A 14,977-nucleotide genomic window follows, 5' to 3' on the forward strand; every position below is an offset into this window, starting at 1 on the left:
CCGCTGGATCACCGTGGCCGGCTACGAGAACCTGCCGGGCTGCCCCGCGCCGACGGCCGCCGTGCGGGCTTGACTGCGCGGCCGGGGCATCGACTGGATGCCGTTCCGGCCGCACGAGATCCGCTTCGACCTGGCCTGCGGCCCGGGGCTGGTGGCACGCCGCCGCCGAACGCTACCTCCACTGACGTCAGACCAGCCGGCGCATCCGCGCTGGCCCGGACGAGCTGCGCGCCCAGGTAGAGGGCGAGCGAGACGGGCGCGTCGTCGAACTCCGCGCGCAGCTCCCGGCGGCGGGTCGGGCACGGCCAGGGCAGGTCGCAGCCGCCGCAGCTCCACACCGGCAGCACCGGGTCGTGGACGCTCACCGCTCCCCCGGCCGGTGGCCGCGGCTGATCGGGATGCGGTGCCGGGTCCGGCAGGGCAGGTCCGCGCCACAGCGGCAGCGCCACCGCCGCCAGCACTGGACCGGGCGGTGCCGGCGGGCGAGGGTGAGCGCCACGGCGAGCAGATATTCCTCGTACGACACACGCCGCACGGGATCTCCCCTCTCTGAAAGGTGAACGACGGCAGGAACAGCAGCTTGTTCCCACGCGAACACCCACAGTCATCGTCGCCCTCACTCTGCGGCGGTACGCTCAGCAGGTCGACGGGTTGCGGGTTGCCACCGACGGGCGGCAACAGGCAACGGCGGGGAGGGCGGTGCGGTGCCGTCGTTCGGACCACAGTTGCGGGCGATGCGCGAGTCTCGCGGTCTGTCGCTGGCCGCCCTCGCAGAGCGGTTGCCCGCCGACAAGGGCCACCTGTCGCGGATCGAGAACGGCCGCCGCAGGCCGACCGAGGACCTGGTCCGCCGGCTCGACGACGTGCTCGGCGCCCGCGGCGAACTGATCGCCTGCGCCCATCTGGACGTGGCCGCAGCCGTCGACGCCCGGCCCTGGGAAACCGCCGAGCTGTTGCGCCGGATGCAGGCCGGCGACACCGCACCGGCCACAATCGAGACTCTCCAGGCGACCGTCACGGAACTCTGCTGCGAGTACGGCTGGCGTGACGCACGTCAGCTCCGGGCGGAAGGTCAGGGCTGGCTGCGCCAGGTGGCCCGACTGCTGCGTCAGCCGATAGGACTGCGCGAGCACCGGGAACTGCTGGTGTGCGCGGGCTGGCTGGCGCTGCTGATCGGCTGCGTCGAGTACGACCTCGGCATGCGGGCCGGCGCCGAGGCGACCCGGACCGCCGCCCGGCAGCTCGGCGAGGAGGCAGGGCATTCGAGCATCACCGGATGGGCTTGGGAGATGGCCGCCTGGTTCGCGCTCACCCAGTCCCGGCACCCGGCGGTCCTCGCCGCCGCCCGGGCCGGGCAGGAGGCGGCCGGTGGATCCGCAGTGGCGGTGCAGCTCATCGCGCAGGAGGCCAAGGCGCTCGGCCGCCTGGGCGACGTCACCGGCGTACGCCGGACCCTCGATCGTGGCCGACGCATGCTGGAATCACTGACCCCGCCCCAGCGCCCCGACAACCATTTCGAGGTCGATCCCGCCAAGTGGCTCTTCTACGCCATGGACGCCTACCGGTTCGCCGAGGACGACCGGCTCGCCGAGCACTTCGCCATGGAGGTCATCCGCGAGGCAACCGCACCCGACGGTACGGACCGGTCGCCCATGCGGACGGCCGAGGCGCGGCTCACCCTGGCCGCCACCGCTGCCCGAGCCGGTGACCTGGAGAGGGCGGTCGGTACGGGGCTGACGGCGTTCACCGCCGCTCGTCGGTCACTACCGTCGTTGCTTCTGGTCGCTGGCGAGGTGGACGCGGAGTTGCACCGGCGTTATCCGCGCGAGCCGGCCACCGCCGACTTCCGCGAGGCGTTGCGGGCAATCCACTGAGCTGTCGGCCCCAGAATCCGCTCCATCGCCTACCCCAGCACGGCGGAGTGCTGATCGGCACGCGGCCGCCCGGCTACGGTCACGTGCCGACGCCGCCCCGGCTCGGCTCGATAGGCTGACCGGGACCGGATCGGCAGTGAGCGCCGGCCGTGTGCCAGGAGGGGCGGAGGCATGACCGGTGGTATCCGGCGGTCCGGCCAGGGTCCCGCAGCCGGCGCGGACCTGGACGCGAGCCTGGCCGCGATCGCTCGAGCCGCCAGCGCGGACGCCGGTGGGGTTCCCGTCGACCTGCTCGGCGACTACCTGTGGCTGCTCGCCGAGGCGGCGGTGACCGGACGCCGGCCCCGTCGCGCCGAACTCGACGCCGTGGGTGTGCTGGGGCGGCGCGCCGCAGAGCAGGGTGTGTCGGCGGGGCGGGCGGTCCGGCTGTACCTGTCGGCGGCCCGGCGGTTGTGGCAGCAGATGCCGCAGTTGACGAGGTCCACCGACAGCGAGGTGGTGCGCGCGTCGGCCGAGGCCGTGCTGCACGTCGTCGACAGCGCGGTCGCCACCCTCGCCGAGGGCTACGCCGCGGCCCGCCGGGACCTGGTCCGGCGGGAGGAGACGCTGCGCCGGGAACTCGTCGATGACCTGCTACGCGGCGACTCCGACCTGGGTGGCCTGGTGGAGCGCGCCGAGCCGTTCGGGCTGGACCTGGCCCGGGTGCACCAGGTGGCGCTGGCGGCGCCGACCCGGCGCCTTCCGGACACGGACGCGGCGATCAGCGCCCTGGAAGCGGTCATCTTCGACCGGCTGGGTGACCGCGACGTGCTGGTGGCCACGAAGGAAGGGCTGCTCGTGGTCATCGCCCCCGCCGACGCGGTCACCCGCGACCGGGGGGCCCGCGGGCGGGACTCGGTCGGTGACCTCGGCCGGTTGATGCACGCGGAACTCGACCGCCTGCCGCGTGGCGGCCCGTGGCAGGTCGCGGTCGGCCGCCCGCACCCCGGCCTCTACGGCATCGCCCGTTCCTACGAGGAGGCCCGGGAGGCGCTGACGATGGCGCAGCGCCTGAACGCCGACACGGCCGTCATCGGTGCCCATGACCTGCTCGTCTACCGGGTCCTGCTGCGTGACCAGCCAGCCATCGTCGATCTCGTCCAGGCGGTGCTCAGCCCGCTGCGCGAGACCCGCGGTGGTGCCCAGCCGTTGCTGGACACCCTCGACGCGTACTTCGCCGCCGGCGGCGTCGCCACCGAGGCCGCCCGCCGGCTGCACGTGTCGGTCCGCACGGTCACCTACCGGCTGACCAGGATCAAAACGCTCAGCGGATACGACCCGAGCGACCCGACCGACCGGTTCACCCTGCAGGCCGCGGTGTACGGGGCGAGAGCGCTGGACTGGCCGCACCAGCCCCTGCCCGGTCCGACGTCGTAGCCGGCGACCTGACGCTCATCCACACGGGTCGTCGGCAGCGGCCGCCTCGACCACGTCGAGCAGGCCCAACAGGCCGGCCAGCGTGGCCGCCTCGGACCGGGTGAGGCGCAGGCTGCAGGTGCTGTCCGGATCATCCAGGTCATCGTGGGTGACATCCCGGCGGTCCTCCCCGCGGTACTCGACCACGCCGACCCGGCGGCCCTGAGCAGTGGTGAAGGTGTGCCGCACCCCGATGCCGGGCAGCGGCGTACGTTCGATGTTCATGCGTGCTCCGGAGTGGAGAGGCTGGTGTCGGTGGCCGCGACCCTCGCGGGCGCGCGGCCGGTCTTGCCAGGAGCGGCGGCGTCCGGGGGCCGGTGGCTCCGGACCCGGCGTGGACCCGGGCTGGTGGCGTGTTTCCCGCGGCGCCCTCAGGCGACGGCGGGGCGGCCCGGCGGCGCCCGGTCGGCCGACCAGGCCGGCACACATCCGGGGACGGCCTTCACCAGCCTGATGACGATGCACAGTCCCACCGGACGACACGCGTGCCGGGCAGCGGTGAGCACGGCCACCACGACGAGCATCGCCGGCGCACGGCGCTGGTCGACGTCGGATCGGGGCCCGGGCGGCGGCATGCGGCCACCATAGCCGCACGACCGACTCCACGGCGGAGGTAGCGGTCGCTGCCGGATGAGGGCCAGGCAGATCGCCGGTGACCGGCAACCAAGCCGCCGGATGTTGGCCGACCGCATGCCATGCCAGTCCGTCGTTTCGGACCGACTCTGGAGGTTCCACACGTTGCTGACCGACGAGGAGGCGGATGATGACGACGAGCATGGCGGCTCTGCCACCGGTGCCAGCCGATCGCCCCCGGTCTCGCCGTCGGCGTGTCCCGGGCAGCCGCCGCGAGGGCACCGCGATGATCGGCCGCCGGATCCCGCTTCGGACCCTGCCCCACCGGCCGGCGCCGATCGGAGTTCCGGCCAACGGCCGACCGGGCCCCGGCTGACCGCAGCCACTCAGGGTCAGCGAACTTCCGTCGTCTCGCCCGCCGCCCCACCTCGGGGCGGCGGCATCGTCACATCCACCGTTGAAAGAAGAGGTCGGCATGCCCGTCGCCCAGGCCCCCACCGGTCACCGGCCGGACACCGCCGGCACCGTCTCCGTACCCACCAGCACCATCGGGGCCTCCACCACCCGTCCCAGCCCGATCGCCGTCGACCTCGGCAGCGGCCAGCTGCGGATCCGGCTGGGCAGCCACGAGCCGGTCCGCACCCTGGTCGGCGACCGGTCGGCCCGGCGTTGCCCGGTGGTGCGGCGCGGCCGGATCATCGACGGCCCCGAATGTGCTGCCGCGCTGGCTGAGCTGCTGCGACAGCACCACGTCGAGGTGCCGGCCCGGCCGCTGGTCGTCGTCTGCCGTCCGCTGCTGGCAACAGCGGCCGACCAGGACATGATCCGACGAGTCCTCGACGCCGTGTTCGCGCCCGCGCGACTGCTGTTCGTCGACACCGTACGCGCCGCCGCCATCGGCGCCGGGGCCGGCGCCGGCACGCTGCTCGTCGCCGACGTCGGCGCCCAGCTCAGCGAGGTTGCCATCCTGCGAGACAGCCAGGTCATCGCAGGTCGGCGCGCGAACCTCGGCACCTGCGACCTGGCCCACGGAGCCACCGTCGAGATGCTCGCCGACACGGTCACCCGCCTGGTGCGGGAGCTGACCCAGGGGCCCCGGGCAGTGCCGTCGGCCGCCACCGCCATGGCCCGCGGGATGGTCATCGTCGGGGACGGCGCCACCCGACCCGACCTGAGAGACCGCCTCGCCGCGACGATGGGGATCGCGGTGCATCGTGCCGCCGGACCCCGCACCGCGGCGCTGACCGGCGCGAGCCTCGCCGCGGCGGCCGCGGCTCGACATCCGGCCGGGGACTGAGCCGAGCCCCAGCCCTCTCTCCGCACCGGTCCCGGACCGCAACGTTCCACCCACAGGAAAGGCACCTACGCCATGACCGACACGCTCCGCAGCCACACCGAAGCCCTGCGCGACCTCCTCGAACGGCAGTTCCAGGCGCACACCGGTCAGCTCACCGAACTCACCGTCTACAGCCGGGAAGCCGACCACGGCGGCTACGATCCCGACACGTTGCGGGCCCTCATGGAGACCGCCCGCCAGGGCATCGCGGACACCGCGACGGCACTGCGCCGCATGTCCGAGGGCACCTATGGGAGCTGCGAGGCCTGTGGCGGTGAGATCCCGGTCGCCCGGCTGGAGATCCTCCCATCGGCCCGCCACTGCGTCCCGTGCCAGCAGCGGCAGCGACGTTGAGCATTGTCGCTCAGCTCACCGGGACGAGTCCGATGCCAGGTGTTCGCGGACGCTGCGCGGACGCATGTCGGTCCAGGTCCGCTCGACGAAGTCCAGGCACTCCTGCCGGCTGCCGGCGCAGCCGGCCTCCCGCCACCCGGCGGGGACCGCCTTGTGCCGGGGCCAGAGCGCGTACTGCTCCTCGTCGTTGACCAGGACGCGGTGCTCGCCGTCGTGCTCGTCAGCCATCGCCGTTTCCTTCCTCGTGTCGGGCCAGGTGCAGTTCGCGGGCCAGGCGCTCCGGGGACAGGGCCCGGATCTCCGCGAGCAGGCCGGTCAGCATGTCGTCGGGGGGCAGGTCGTCGGCCGGCCGGCGGGGTGCCGGGACCGGCGCGGCCAGCGTGGCGACGGTACGGGCCAGCGCGGCCGGGGTGGGTGACTCGAAGATCGCGCCCGGCGGCAGGTCGACGCCGAGCGCGTCCCGGATCCGGGCCACCACCCGGGTGCCGAGCAGCGAGTGCCCGCCCAGCTCGAAGAAGTCGTCGTGCGGGCCGATGTCGTCGACCCCGAGCAGCTCGGTCCAGATCCGCCGCACCACCTCGTACGGCTCGTCCGTTGCCGAGGCCGGCGCGGCGGCGACCGGCCCGACCTCCGGCGGGTCCTGGTCGGGCGCGACCGGCGCGGGGTGGTCGAGCCGGGGCGGGTCCACCCAGTGCCGCTGCCGGGCGAACGGGTAGGTGGGCAGCGCCACCCGCCGCCGCCCGGCGGGCCGGCCGTCCCGCCAGGTCACCGGCGCCCCGGCGAGCCAGAGCCGGCCGACCGCCGTGGCGACCGCGACGTCCTCGCCGGCCGGCGTCCGGTCGGCGGGCAGGGTGGTCAGCACGACGACCCCGCGGGCCGTCTGGTGCTGGCGGACGAGGGTGGCCAGGGTGCGGCCGGGGCCGGCCTCCAGCAGCGCGTACCCCTGGCCGAGCAGCAGCTCGGCCCCGGCGCTGAACCGCACCGGGCTGCGCAACTGCCGCACCCAGTAGTCGGGGTCGGTGGCCTGGGTGTCGGTGAGCCAGCCACCGGTCACGTTGGACACCACCGGGAGGGTGGGCGGGCGCAGCGGCACGTCGCGCAGGTGGGCGGCGAAGCCGGCCAGGGCCGGTTCCATCATGGCCGAGTGGAACGCGTGGGAGGTGCGTACCTCCCGGCAGGCCACGCCGCGGTCCCGCAGCTCGGCGGCGACGGCGGCGACGGCGGCGGTCTCCCCGGAGACGGTGGTCAGCCGGGGCGCGTTGGCGGCGGCCACCGAGACCGTGGGCGGCAGCAGCTTCTCCACCTCGTCGGCGGGCAGGGTGACCGAGAGCATCGACCCGGGCGGCTGCGCCTGCATGAGCCGGCCGCGTACGGCGACGGTGGCGAGCGCGTCCTCCAGGGTGAAGACCCCGGCCAGGCAGGCGGCGACGTACTCGCCGAGGCTGTGCCCGGCCAGGGCCACCGGGCGGACGCCGCGGTGGCGCAGCAGCTCGGCCAGGGCGTACTCGACGGCGAAGAGGGCCGGCTGGGTCAGCCGGGTCTCGTCCAGCTCCGGCGTGGCGGGGACCCCCTCGCCGGGCGGGCAGAGCAGGGTGCGCAGGTCCACGTCGAGCTGCGGGCGGAGCAGGTCCGCGCAGCGGTCGAAGGCGGCCCGGTAGACCGGTTCGGTGCGGTGGAGGGTGCGGCCCATGCCGGCGTACTGCGCGCCCTGGCCGGGGAAGAGCAGCGCCACCCCTGCCGGGGTGCCGGCCGCGACACCGGTACGGACCAGCGCCGAGTCGCGGTCGGCGAGCTGGGCGGCGGCGTCCCTGCCGGTCGCGGCCACGGTGACCAGGCGGTGCGGGAACTCCCGCCGGGTGGTCTGCAGGGTGTACGCGACGTCGGCGAGCGGGGTCTCCGGGTGCTCGGCGAGGTGGCCGGCGAGCCGGGTGCGGGCCCGGTCCAGCGCGTCGGCGTCCCGGGCGGAGAGGACCAGCACCTGCGGCCGGCCCGCCGCCGGCTCCTCGGCGGGGACGGGCGCCGGGGCGGCTTGGAGGACGACGTGGGCGTTGGTGCCGCCGATGCCGAAGGAGCTGACCGCCGCCCGGGGCGGCGCGCCGAGGTCGGGCCAGGGCAGCGGCGCGGTGTTCACCCGGAACGGCCCGGCGCCGGCCAGCTCGGGGTGCGGCTCGGTGCAGTAGGGGCTGGGCGGCAGCACCCGGTGGTGCAGGGCCAGCGCGGCCTTGATCAGCCCGGTCACCCCGGCCGCGACGTCCAGGTGGCCGAGGATCGACTTGACCGAGCCGAGCGCGCACCGGCCGTCGCCGGCGCCGCGGAACGCCTCGCCGAGGGCCCGCAGCTCGATCTGGTCGCCCAGCTCGGTGCCGGTGCCGTGCGCCTCGACGTAGCCGATGGTGGCCGGGTCGACCTCGGCCACCTCCTGGGCGGCCCGGATCACCGCGACCTGGCCGTCGACGCCGGGTGCGGTGAAGCCCACCTTCAGCCGGCCGTCGTTGTTGATCGCCGAACCGCGGATGACCGCGTACACGGTGTCGCCGTCGCGGCGCGCGTCGGCCAGCCGGCGCAGCACCACCAGGGCGGCGCCGTCGCCGCCGACGGTGCCGGTGGCCCGGGCGTCGAACGGGCGGCAGTGCCCGTCGCGGGACATGATCCCGCCGGGCTCGTACCGGTAGCCGGTGCCGGCGGGCAGCCGGACGTGCGCGCCGCCGGCGAGCGCGACGTCGCACTCCCGGGCCAGCAGCGCCTGCGCGGCCAGGTGCACCGCGACGAGCGACGACGAGCAGGCGGTCTGCACCGCCACGGCCGGCCCGCGCAGGTCCAGGTGGTACGCGACCCGGGTGGGCAGGGAGTCCTTGTCGTTGGCGAGCATCAGCTCGTACTCGGAGACGGAGTCCAGTCGCGGGTTGCGGAACAGGTGGTGCAGCAGGTAGCCGCTGGCCGAGCAGGCGGCGTAGACGCCGACGAGGCGGTCCGGGCCGCCGGTGAGGTGGCCGGAGCGTTCCAGCGCCTCCCAGGCGCATTCGAGGAAGAGCCGCTGCTGCGGGTCGATCAGCCGGGCGTCGCGCGGCGAGTAGCCGAAGAAGGCGGCGTCGAAGCGGTCCACCTCGGGCAGCGCGCCGTGCGCCGGCACGTGGTCGGGGTGATCCCGCTCCTCGTCGGACACCCCGGCGGCGGCCAGCTCCTCAGGCGTGAACCGGGTGATCGCCTCCTGCCCGGCGAGCACCTGCCGCCACAGCTCGTCGACGTCCGCGCCGCCCGGGAAGCGGCCGGCCAGCCCGACCACGGCGATCTCCAGCCCGGTCTCCTGCTCGATCATGACCGCCCCTCCCCCACCGGCACCGGGCGGGCCCGCCGGGCCCGGTCGGCCAGTGCCTGCTTGCGTTCGTCCCGCCGCCGGCCGGCGGGGTCCCCGGTCGGCGCGGGCTGCGGCGTCGCGTCGACCCCGCCGAGGAACCGGGCCAGCAGGGCGACGGTCGGGTGCCGGAACAGCTCGACGGCCGGCACCGGGCGGCCCAGCCGCTCCACCAGCCGGGTCTGCACCCGGGCCAGCAGCAGCGAGGTGCCGCCCAGGTCGAAGAAGTTGTCGTGCGCGCCCACCTCGGCCAGCCCGAGGACCTCCCGCCAGGTGTCCGCGACGGCCCGTTCCAGCTCGCCGTCCGGCGCGACGTACGCGCCACCTAGGTCGGCACGGATGACGGCGGGGGCGGGCAGCCGGGACGGGTCGAGCTTGCCGCTGGCGGTCACCGGCAGGTCCGGAACCACCACGAAGGCCGATGGGACCAGGTAGCGGGGCAGTTGCCGGAGCAGGTCCCGGCGCAGCTCCTCCACCTTCAGCCCGTCGCCGACGAGGTAGCCGACCAGCCGCCGGCCACCGGGCGAGTCGGTGCGGACCACGGCGGCGGCGCGGCGCACGCCGGGGCACTCGCGCAGCCGGGCCTCCACCTCGCCCAGCTCGATCCGGAAACCGTTGATCTTGACCTGGTTGTCGGCCCGGCCGAGGAAGACCAGCTGCCCGTCGGCGCGCCAGCGGACCAGGTCCCCGGTGGCGTACATCCGCTCCCCCAGGGTGGGCGCGTACGGGTCGGGCAGGAAGCGCCGGGCGGTGAGCGCCGGGTCGCCACGGTAGCCGCGCGCCACCCCGGCGCCGCCGAGATGCAGCTCGCCGGGCACCCCGGGCGGCACCGGCCGCAGCTCGGCGTCGAGCACGTAGGCGCGTACCCCGGGCAGGGGACGGCCGATCGGCAGCTCCATGTCCTCCGGCGCGCATGGGGCGGCGGTGGCGGTGACGGTGGCCTCGGTCGGGCCGTACCCGTTGATCAGGAGCCGGCCGCGCGACCAGGCGGCGGCGACGTCCGGCGCGCACGGCTCGCCGCCGACGGTGAGCACCCGCAGCCCGGGCGCGGCGGCCGGGTCCAGGGCGTCGAGGACCACCGGCGGCAGGTCGGCCACGGTGATGCCGTGCCGGGTGAGCGCGGCGGCCAGGTCGGGGCCGGGGGTGCGCTCGTCCGGGCCGAGCAGCCGCAGCGTCGCGCCCGCGGTCAGCGCGGTGACCAGGTCGGACAGTGACACGTCGAAGCTGAGCGAGTGGAACTGGAGGACCCGGTCGCCCGGCCGGACGCCGACCAACCGGGCCTGCGCCTCGGCGAGGTTGCGCAGCCCGCGGTGGGTGCCGACGACGCCCTTGGGCAGCCCGGTCGAGCCGGACGTGTAGATCAGGTAGGCGGCGGCGTCCGGGTGGACGGTCGCCGGCAGCGCGGCGTCGGCGGCCGGCGGCGGGTCGTCGAGGCGCAGCAGCGGCACGTCGGTGGCGGGCAGCGCCGCCGCCGCGCCGGACCCGGTGACCACCAGCCGCGCGTCGGCGTCCCCCAGCAGGTGCGCCAGCCGGGCCGCCGGCAGCTGCGGGTCCAGCGGCAGGTAGACCCCGCCGGCCCGGAGCACGGCGAGAAAGGCGACCACCCAGTCCGGGCCGGCGGGCAGGCAGACCCCGACGGTGGTCTCGGCCCGCACGCCGCGGGCCACCAGGGTCCGGGCCAGCCGGTCCGCCCGGGCGTCCAGCTCCCGATAGGTCAGCCCCTGCTCCCGGTACGCCACGGCGACCGCGTCCGGGGTGGCGGCGGCCTGCCGGGCGACCAGCTCGGGCAGGGTGGGCTGGTCCGCCCGCGGCGGCGCGGTGGCGGCCCACCGCTCGACCAGGTCCCGGCCGGCCGCCGGGGAGAGCAGCGGCAGCCGGTCCACCGGGGTGTCCGGGGCGGCCAGCGCGGCGGTGAGCAGGGTGTCGAGCTGGTCGGCGAGCACCCGGGCGGTCGCCTCGTCGAAGAGCCGGGTGCGGTACTCGACCCGTCCGTCGATGCGCCCCTCGTGCGGGATGACGGTCAGCGTGAGGTCGAACATGGACGTGCCGGTGTGCGTCTCGCCGCTGGCCAGCACGGTGACCCCGGGCAGGGTCAGCCGCTGCTCCCAGCCGTCCTCGACGGCGAACATCACCTGAGCCAGGGGGTGACGGCCGGGGTCCCGGTCCGGCCGCAGCTCCTGCACCAGGGCGTCGAAGGGCGCCGGGTCGGTCAGCGCGGTCAGGGCCCCGTCGCGCAGCTGCTCCAGCAGCGCGGCGAAGGTCCGCCCCCCGTCGACCCGGCTGCGCAGCACCAGCGTGTTGACGAAGAAGCCGACCGCGGTCTCGCTCTCCAGGGTCTGCCGGTTCGCCACCGGCGTGGCGACCAGCAGGTCCTGCTGCCGGCTGCGCCGGTGCAGCAGCGCCGCCCAGCCGGCCGCGAAGATCATGTACGGGGTGGCGCCGGTCCGCCGCCCCGCCTCGGCGACCCGTTCGGCCAGCTCCGGCGGCCAGGAGAACTCGATCTCGTGGCCGGCGTCCTCCAGCTCGGGCGGGCGGGGCCGGTCGGTGGGCAGGTCCAGCCCGGGCGGCGCGCCGGCGAGGGCGTCACGCCACCAGTCCAGCCGCCGGGCCAGCTCCGCCGGGTCGAGCAGCCGGTCCTGGGCCAGCGCCGACGCCACGTCCCGGGGCGCCGGCGCGAGCGCCGGGGTCCGCCCCGCGTGGAGCGCCGCGTACGCCTCGGACAGCTCGTCGAAGAGCAGGCCCATGCTCCAGCCGTCGCAGACCACGTGGTGCAGGGAGAGCAGCAGCGACCAGTCGGCCGGGCCGGTGCGGCACAGGGTGGCCCGGACCAGCGGGCCCCGGGCCAGGTCGAACGGGCGGACCGCCTCGGCGGCGGCGTGGGCGTCGATCCGGTCCGGGGCGACGTCCACCACGTCCAGCGGCAGCCCGGCCGGCGGCAGCACGAGCTGGTACGTCTGCCCGTCCAGCGGCACGAACACCGTGCGCAGCGCCTCGTGCCGGGCCACCACCAGGTCCAGCGCGCCGCGCAGCGCCGCCACGTCCAGGCCACCGCGCAGGTCCACCCGGTACGGCACGTGGTAGGCGGGCGAGTCCGGGCGGAGCTGGGCGAGCAGCAGCATCCACTCCTGGGCGGCGGTGAGCGGGTGGATGCCGTACCGGTCGCCGTCGGCGCGGACCGCGGCCACGAAGGCCCGCCGCCGCTCGGGCGGGAGCGCGTCGACCCGGCGCAGCAGCTCGCCCGGGGTGAGGGTGCCGGTCATCGGGCGCCCGCCCCGTGCTCGAGCTGGTCGAGCAGCCCGGCGAGGTCGGTGGCCGGCCGCCCGTCCGGCGCGGTGTCGGGGGTCCGCCCGGCGGGGGCGACCGGGCCGCCGCGGGCGCCGGCGATCTCGTCGGCCGCGGCGGCGAGCGCGGCGACCGTGGGGTGGTCGAAGACCAGCCGCAGCGGCACCTCCGTGCCGATCGCGGCGGAGAGCCGGGAGCGGACCCGGGTCGCCTTCAGCGACCGTCCACCCAGGTCGAAGAAGTCGTCGCCGCGGCGGCGGACCGGCACGCCCAGCACGTCCTGCCAGATCTCGGCCACCGCCCGCTCGGTCGGCGTGCGCGGGCCGGCGTCCTCCACGGCGGTCGGGGCGTCGTCCGGCGCGGGCAACGCGGACAGGTCGACCTTGCCGTTGCGGTTCAGCGGCAGCGCCGGCAGCGGCACGAACACGGCCGGCACCAGGTGGTCGGGCAGCTGCTCGCGGACCCGGGCGCGGACCGCCTCGACGGTCACGCCGTCGTCCGGCACCACGTACGCGACGAGCCGGCCGTCGCCGGCGGCGTCCCGGTCGGCCCGGACGATCGCATCGCGCAGCAGCCCGCCGCGGCGCAGCACCTCGGTCACCTCGCCCGGCTCCACCCGGTAGCCACGGATCTTGACCTGGTGGTCGGCCCGGCCGACGAACTCGATCAGCCCGTCGGCACGCTGCCGCACCAGGTCGCCGGTGCGGTAGAGCCGGCCGCCGGGACGGGACGCGAACGGGTCCGGGACGAACTTCTCCGCGGTCGCGCCCGGCCGGCCCAGGTAGCCGCGGGCCACGCCGTCGCCGCCGATGAACAGCTCGCCGAGCACCCCTGGCGGCACCGGCTGGAGGAGCCGGTCCAGCACGTACACCCGGGTGTTGGCGACCGGGCCGCCGATCGGCACCACCGGGTCGGCGTCGATCAGCCGGGCGCAGTCGTACGTGGTGGTGTAGGTGGTGCCCTCGGTCGGGCCGTACCCGTTGACCAGGGTGGTGTCCGGGCAGGCGTCGCGGAGCCGGCCCACCGCGACCCGGTCGGCCTGCTCGCCGCCGAAGGTGAGGTAGCGCAACCCGGCGACGGCGTCGGGCGCCTCCATGGCCAGTTGCCGGGCGACCGAGGTGGCCAGGAACATCATCGTCACGCCGGTGGCGCGCAGCCGCTCGCGGAGCCGGTCCGGCACGATCACGTCGTTGATGTCCAGGTCGGCCAGGCAGGCGCCGTTGAGCAACGCGCCCCACACCTCGAGGGTGGCCGCGTCGAAGGACATGGTGGCCGCCTGCCCCATCACGTCGTCGGGGCGTACCGCCACGAAGTTGGTGTCGCAGACCAGTCGGACGATGTTGCGGTGGCTGACCCCGGTGCCCTTCGGCTGGCCGGTCGAGCCGGAGGTGTACATCACGTAGGCGAGCTGGTCGGGGTGGACGGTCAGCTCCAGCGGCTCCGCCGGCCCGTCGTCCAGCCGGTCCAGCGCCACCCGCGGCGTCCCGTCGTCGGGGAGCCGGTCGGCGAGCGCGGCGGCGTGCAGGATCACGCCCGGCGCGGCGTCGGCGCACATCAGCGCGAGCCGCTCCCGCGGGTAGCCGGGGTCCAACGGCAGGTACGCGGCCCCCGCCTTGAGCGTGGCCAGCGCGGCGACCACCCAGCTCGTGGTGTCGGCGAGGCAGATGCCGACCAGCGACTCCCCACCCAGCCCGAGCCGACGCAGGTGGTGCGCCACCCGGTTGGCCCGCCGGTCCACCTCCCGGTAGCTGAGCACCTGATCGCCGTCGCGCAGCGCCGGGGCGTCCGGGGTCCGCCCGACCCACTCGGCGAAGAGCTCGGGCACCGACCGGTTCCGCGGGTACCCGGTGTCGCTGGCGTTCCACTCGACCCGCACCCGCCGGTCGGTGGCCTCGTCGAGCAGCGGCAGGTCGGACAGCCGCGTCCCGGGCCGCTCGTCGGCCCGGGCGAGCAGGACCGTCAGCCCCGCCGCGACCCGGGCCGCGTGCGGGTGGACCACGGTGACCGCCGGCCGCCCGTCGGCGTCGGCGAGCCGGAGCAGCAGCGTGCCGCGGGCGTCCGGCGGGAGCGGGTCGGCGCCGAGCGACGCCACCGGCCGGCAGTCCGGGGCGGGCCCGGTCAGGTCCGCCTCGTTGGTCCGGCTGTTCCGCACCGCCGCCCGGACCAGGTCACGCAGCTCGGCCCAGGTGGGATCCTCTGGCAGCCGGACCCGCACCGGCAGCCAGCCGGCCGGGTCGGCCCGGCCGGTCGGCGTCTCGGCGAGCAGATCGCGACGCCCGGTCCAGCGGTGCAGCAGCGCGAACAGCCCGGCGAGCGCGGTGACCAGCGGTTCGGCCGGCCGGCCCGGCAGGGCGGCGACGGCCGACGCGGCGTCGTCCCGGCCGGCCGCCGGCGGGAACGGCAGTTCCGGCGGCTCCGGCAGGGCGGTCAGCTGCCGCTGTCGGAAGGCGGTCTGTTCGGTCATCGGATCTCAGCTCCGATCGGCAGGTGACATGCGATGACCGGGATTCTGGGCGGCGGGCGTGCCGGTTGCTTGTACGGCCGGTTCGGGTCCCGTTCCGGCTGCCTGAGGGAACCCTGAGCGCGGCCCTACGCCATTAGCGCATTGCAATCAGTAAGTATACCGACTCTTTTGGTTATGGCGATGTCGCTCGATGGACGCAAGGATCGTGCCCGGGGGGAAGCCACGCCGGGCGACGATTCAGTGCGCCCGGTTGCTCTTCGCTCGCCTGAGCCTCCACGAGAGAACAC

12 protein-coding genes are annotated in these 14,977 nt (G+C 75.7%); 4 read left to right on the forward strand and 8 right to left on the reverse strand.

What is annotated here, in order from left to right:
• Nucleotides 1-8: 8 nt before the first annotated feature.
• The gene (locus ACFOYX_RS14540) at nucleotides 9-365 is read right to left on the reverse strand and encodes a hypothetical protein (protein WP_377534023.1); all 357 of its coding nucleotides are present in this window, start codon (nucleotides 363-365) and stop codon (nucleotides 9-11) included.
• Nucleotides 362-535, reverse strand: a complete 174-nt coding sequence (locus tag ACFOYX_RS14545; protein WP_322438909.1) for a hypothetical protein — start codon at nucleotides 533-535, stop codon at nucleotides 362-364. The genes ACFOYX_RS14540 and ACFOYX_RS14545 overlap by 4 nt, the downstream gene beginning before the upstream one ends.
• 169 nt (nucleotides 536-704) lie before the next feature.
• On the opposite strand from ACFOYX_RS14545, the gene ACFOYX_RS14550 reads away from it, so the two are divergent.
• Both ACFOYX_RS14550 and ACFOYX_RS14555 read left to right on the forward strand, forming a co-directional pair.
• Nucleotides 705-1,874, forward strand: coding sequence for a helix-turn-helix transcriptional regulator (locus ACFOYX_RS14550; protein WP_322438910.1), 1,170 nt, complete (start codon nucleotides 705-707; stop codon nucleotides 1,872-1,874).
• Nucleotides 1,875-2,045: 171 nt separating this feature from the next.
• Nucleotides 2,046-3,290 carry a helix-turn-helix domain-containing protein gene (locus ACFOYX_RS14555; protein ID WP_322438911.1) on the forward strand — a complete coding sequence of 415 codons (1,245 nt, stop codon included), beginning with the start codon at nucleotides 2,046-2,048 and terminating at the stop codon, nucleotides 3,288-3,290.
• A gap of 15 nt (nucleotides 3,291-3,305) precedes the next feature.
• On the opposite strand, the gene ACFOYX_RS14560 is transcribed toward ACFOYX_RS14555, so the two are convergent.
• Together ACFOYX_RS14560 and ACFOYX_RS14565 are read right to left on the reverse strand one after the other, a co-directional pair.
• A complete protein-coding gene (locus tag ACFOYX_RS14560; RefSeq protein ID WP_322438912.1) occupies nucleotides 3,306-3,554 on the reverse strand; it encodes a potassium transporter TrkA in 249 nt (82 codons plus the stop codon).
• Nucleotides 3,555-3,700: 146 nt separating this feature from the next.
• A complete protein-coding gene (locus ACFOYX_RS14565; protein WP_322438913.1) occupies nucleotides 3,701-3,904 on the reverse strand; it encodes a hypothetical protein in 204 nt (67 codons plus the stop codon).
• 473 nt (nucleotides 3,905-4,377) lie between these two features.
• Here ACFOYX_RS14565 and ACFOYX_RS14570 point away from each other — a divergent pair, with 473 nt between their 5' ends.
• Together ACFOYX_RS14570 and ACFOYX_RS14575 are read left to right on the forward strand one after the other, a co-directional pair.
• Nucleotides 4,378-5,199, forward strand: coding sequence for a rod shape-determining protein (locus tag ACFOYX_RS14570; protein WP_322438914.1), 822 nt, complete (start codon nucleotides 4,378-4,380; stop codon nucleotides 5,197-5,199).
• Nucleotides 5,200-5,271: 72 nt separating this feature from the next.
• The gene (locus ACFOYX_RS14575) at nucleotides 5,272-5,592 is read left to right on the forward strand and encodes a TraR/DksA C4-type zinc finger protein (RefSeq protein ID WP_322438915.1); all 321 of its coding nucleotides are present in this window, start codon (nucleotides 5,272-5,274) and stop codon (nucleotides 5,590-5,592) included.
• 15 nt (nucleotides 5,593-5,607) lie between these two features.
• On the opposite strand, the gene ACFOYX_RS14580 is transcribed toward ACFOYX_RS14575, so the two are convergent.
• From ACFOYX_RS14580 to ACFOYX_RS14595, 4 genes are read right to left on the reverse strand one after another with little or no spacing between them, the layout of a single operon-like run.
• Nucleotides 5,608-5,820: an MbtH family NRPS accessory protein gene (locus ACFOYX_RS14580; RefSeq protein ID WP_322438916.1), complete on the reverse strand. Its 213-nt coding sequence runs from the start codon at nucleotides 5,818-5,820 to the stop codon at nucleotides 5,608-5,610.
• Nucleotides 5,813-8,908, reverse strand: coding sequence for a beta-ketoacyl synthase N-terminal-like domain-containing protein (locus ACFOYX_RS14585; protein ID WP_322438917.1), 3,096 nt, complete (start codon nucleotides 8,906-8,908; stop codon nucleotides 5,813-5,815). The genes ACFOYX_RS14580 and ACFOYX_RS14585 overlap by 8 nt, the downstream gene beginning before the upstream one ends.
• Complete coding sequence (locus tag ACFOYX_RS14590; RefSeq protein WP_322438918.1) at nucleotides 8,905-12,204, reverse strand: amino acid adenylation domain-containing protein; 3,300 nt, start codon at nucleotides 12,202-12,204, stop codon at nucleotides 8,905-8,907. The genes ACFOYX_RS14585 and ACFOYX_RS14590 overlap by 4 nt, the downstream gene beginning before the upstream one ends.
• Nucleotides 12,201-14,690 (reverse strand): non-ribosomal peptide synthetase, encoded by a 2,490-nt coding sequence (locus ACFOYX_RS14595; RefSeq protein ID WP_322438919.1) that lies wholly within the window; start codon nucleotides 14,688-14,690, stop codon nucleotides 12,201-12,203. The genes ACFOYX_RS14590 and ACFOYX_RS14595 overlap by 4 nt, the downstream gene beginning before the upstream one ends.
• Between the last annotated feature and the right edge of the window lie 287 nt (nucleotides 14,691-14,977).

Origin of the sequence: Micromonospora sp. GCM10011541 (assembly GCF_042650725.1) — a bacterium.
GTDB lineage: Bacteria > Actinomycetota > Actinomycetes > Mycobacteriales > Micromonosporaceae > Micromonospora > Micromonospora sicca.

Coding starts and splice junctions, on each gene's coding strand:
- ACFOYX_RS14590 (WP_322438918.1), bottom strand. CDS start 12,204: ATGACCGGCACCCTCACCCCGGGCGAGCTGCTGCGCCGGGTCGACGCG.
- ACFOYX_RS14585 (WP_322438917.1), bottom strand. CDS start 8,908: ATGATCGAGCAGGAGACCGGGCTGGAGATCGCCGTGGTCGGGCTGGCC.
- ACFOYX_RS14595 (WP_322438919.1), bottom strand. CDS start 14,690: ATGACCGAACAGACCGCCTTCCGACAGCGGCAGCTGACCGCCCTGCCG.
- ACFOYX_RS14575 (WP_322438915.1), top strand. CDS start 5,272: ATGACCGACACGCTCCGCAGCCACACCGAAGCCCTGCGCGACCTCCTC.
- ACFOYX_RS14570 (WP_322438914.1), top strand. CDS start 4,378: ATGCCCGTCGCCCAGGCCCCCACCGGTCACCGGCCGGACACCGCCGGC.
- ACFOYX_RS14580 (WP_322438916.1), bottom strand. CDS start 5,820: ATGGCTGACGAGCACGACGGCGAGCACCGCGTCCTGGTCAACGACGAG.
- ACFOYX_RS14560 (WP_322438912.1), bottom strand. CDS start 3,554: ATGAACATCGAACGTACGCCGCTGCCCGGCATCGGGGTGCGGCACACC.
- ACFOYX_RS14555 (WP_322438911.1), top strand. CDS start 2,046: ATGACCGGTGGTATCCGGCGGTCCGGCCAGGGTCCCGCAGCCGGCGCG.
- ACFOYX_RS14565 (WP_322438913.1), bottom strand. CDS start 3,904: ATGCCGCCGCCCGGGCCCCGATCCGACGTCGACCAGCGCCGTGCGCCG.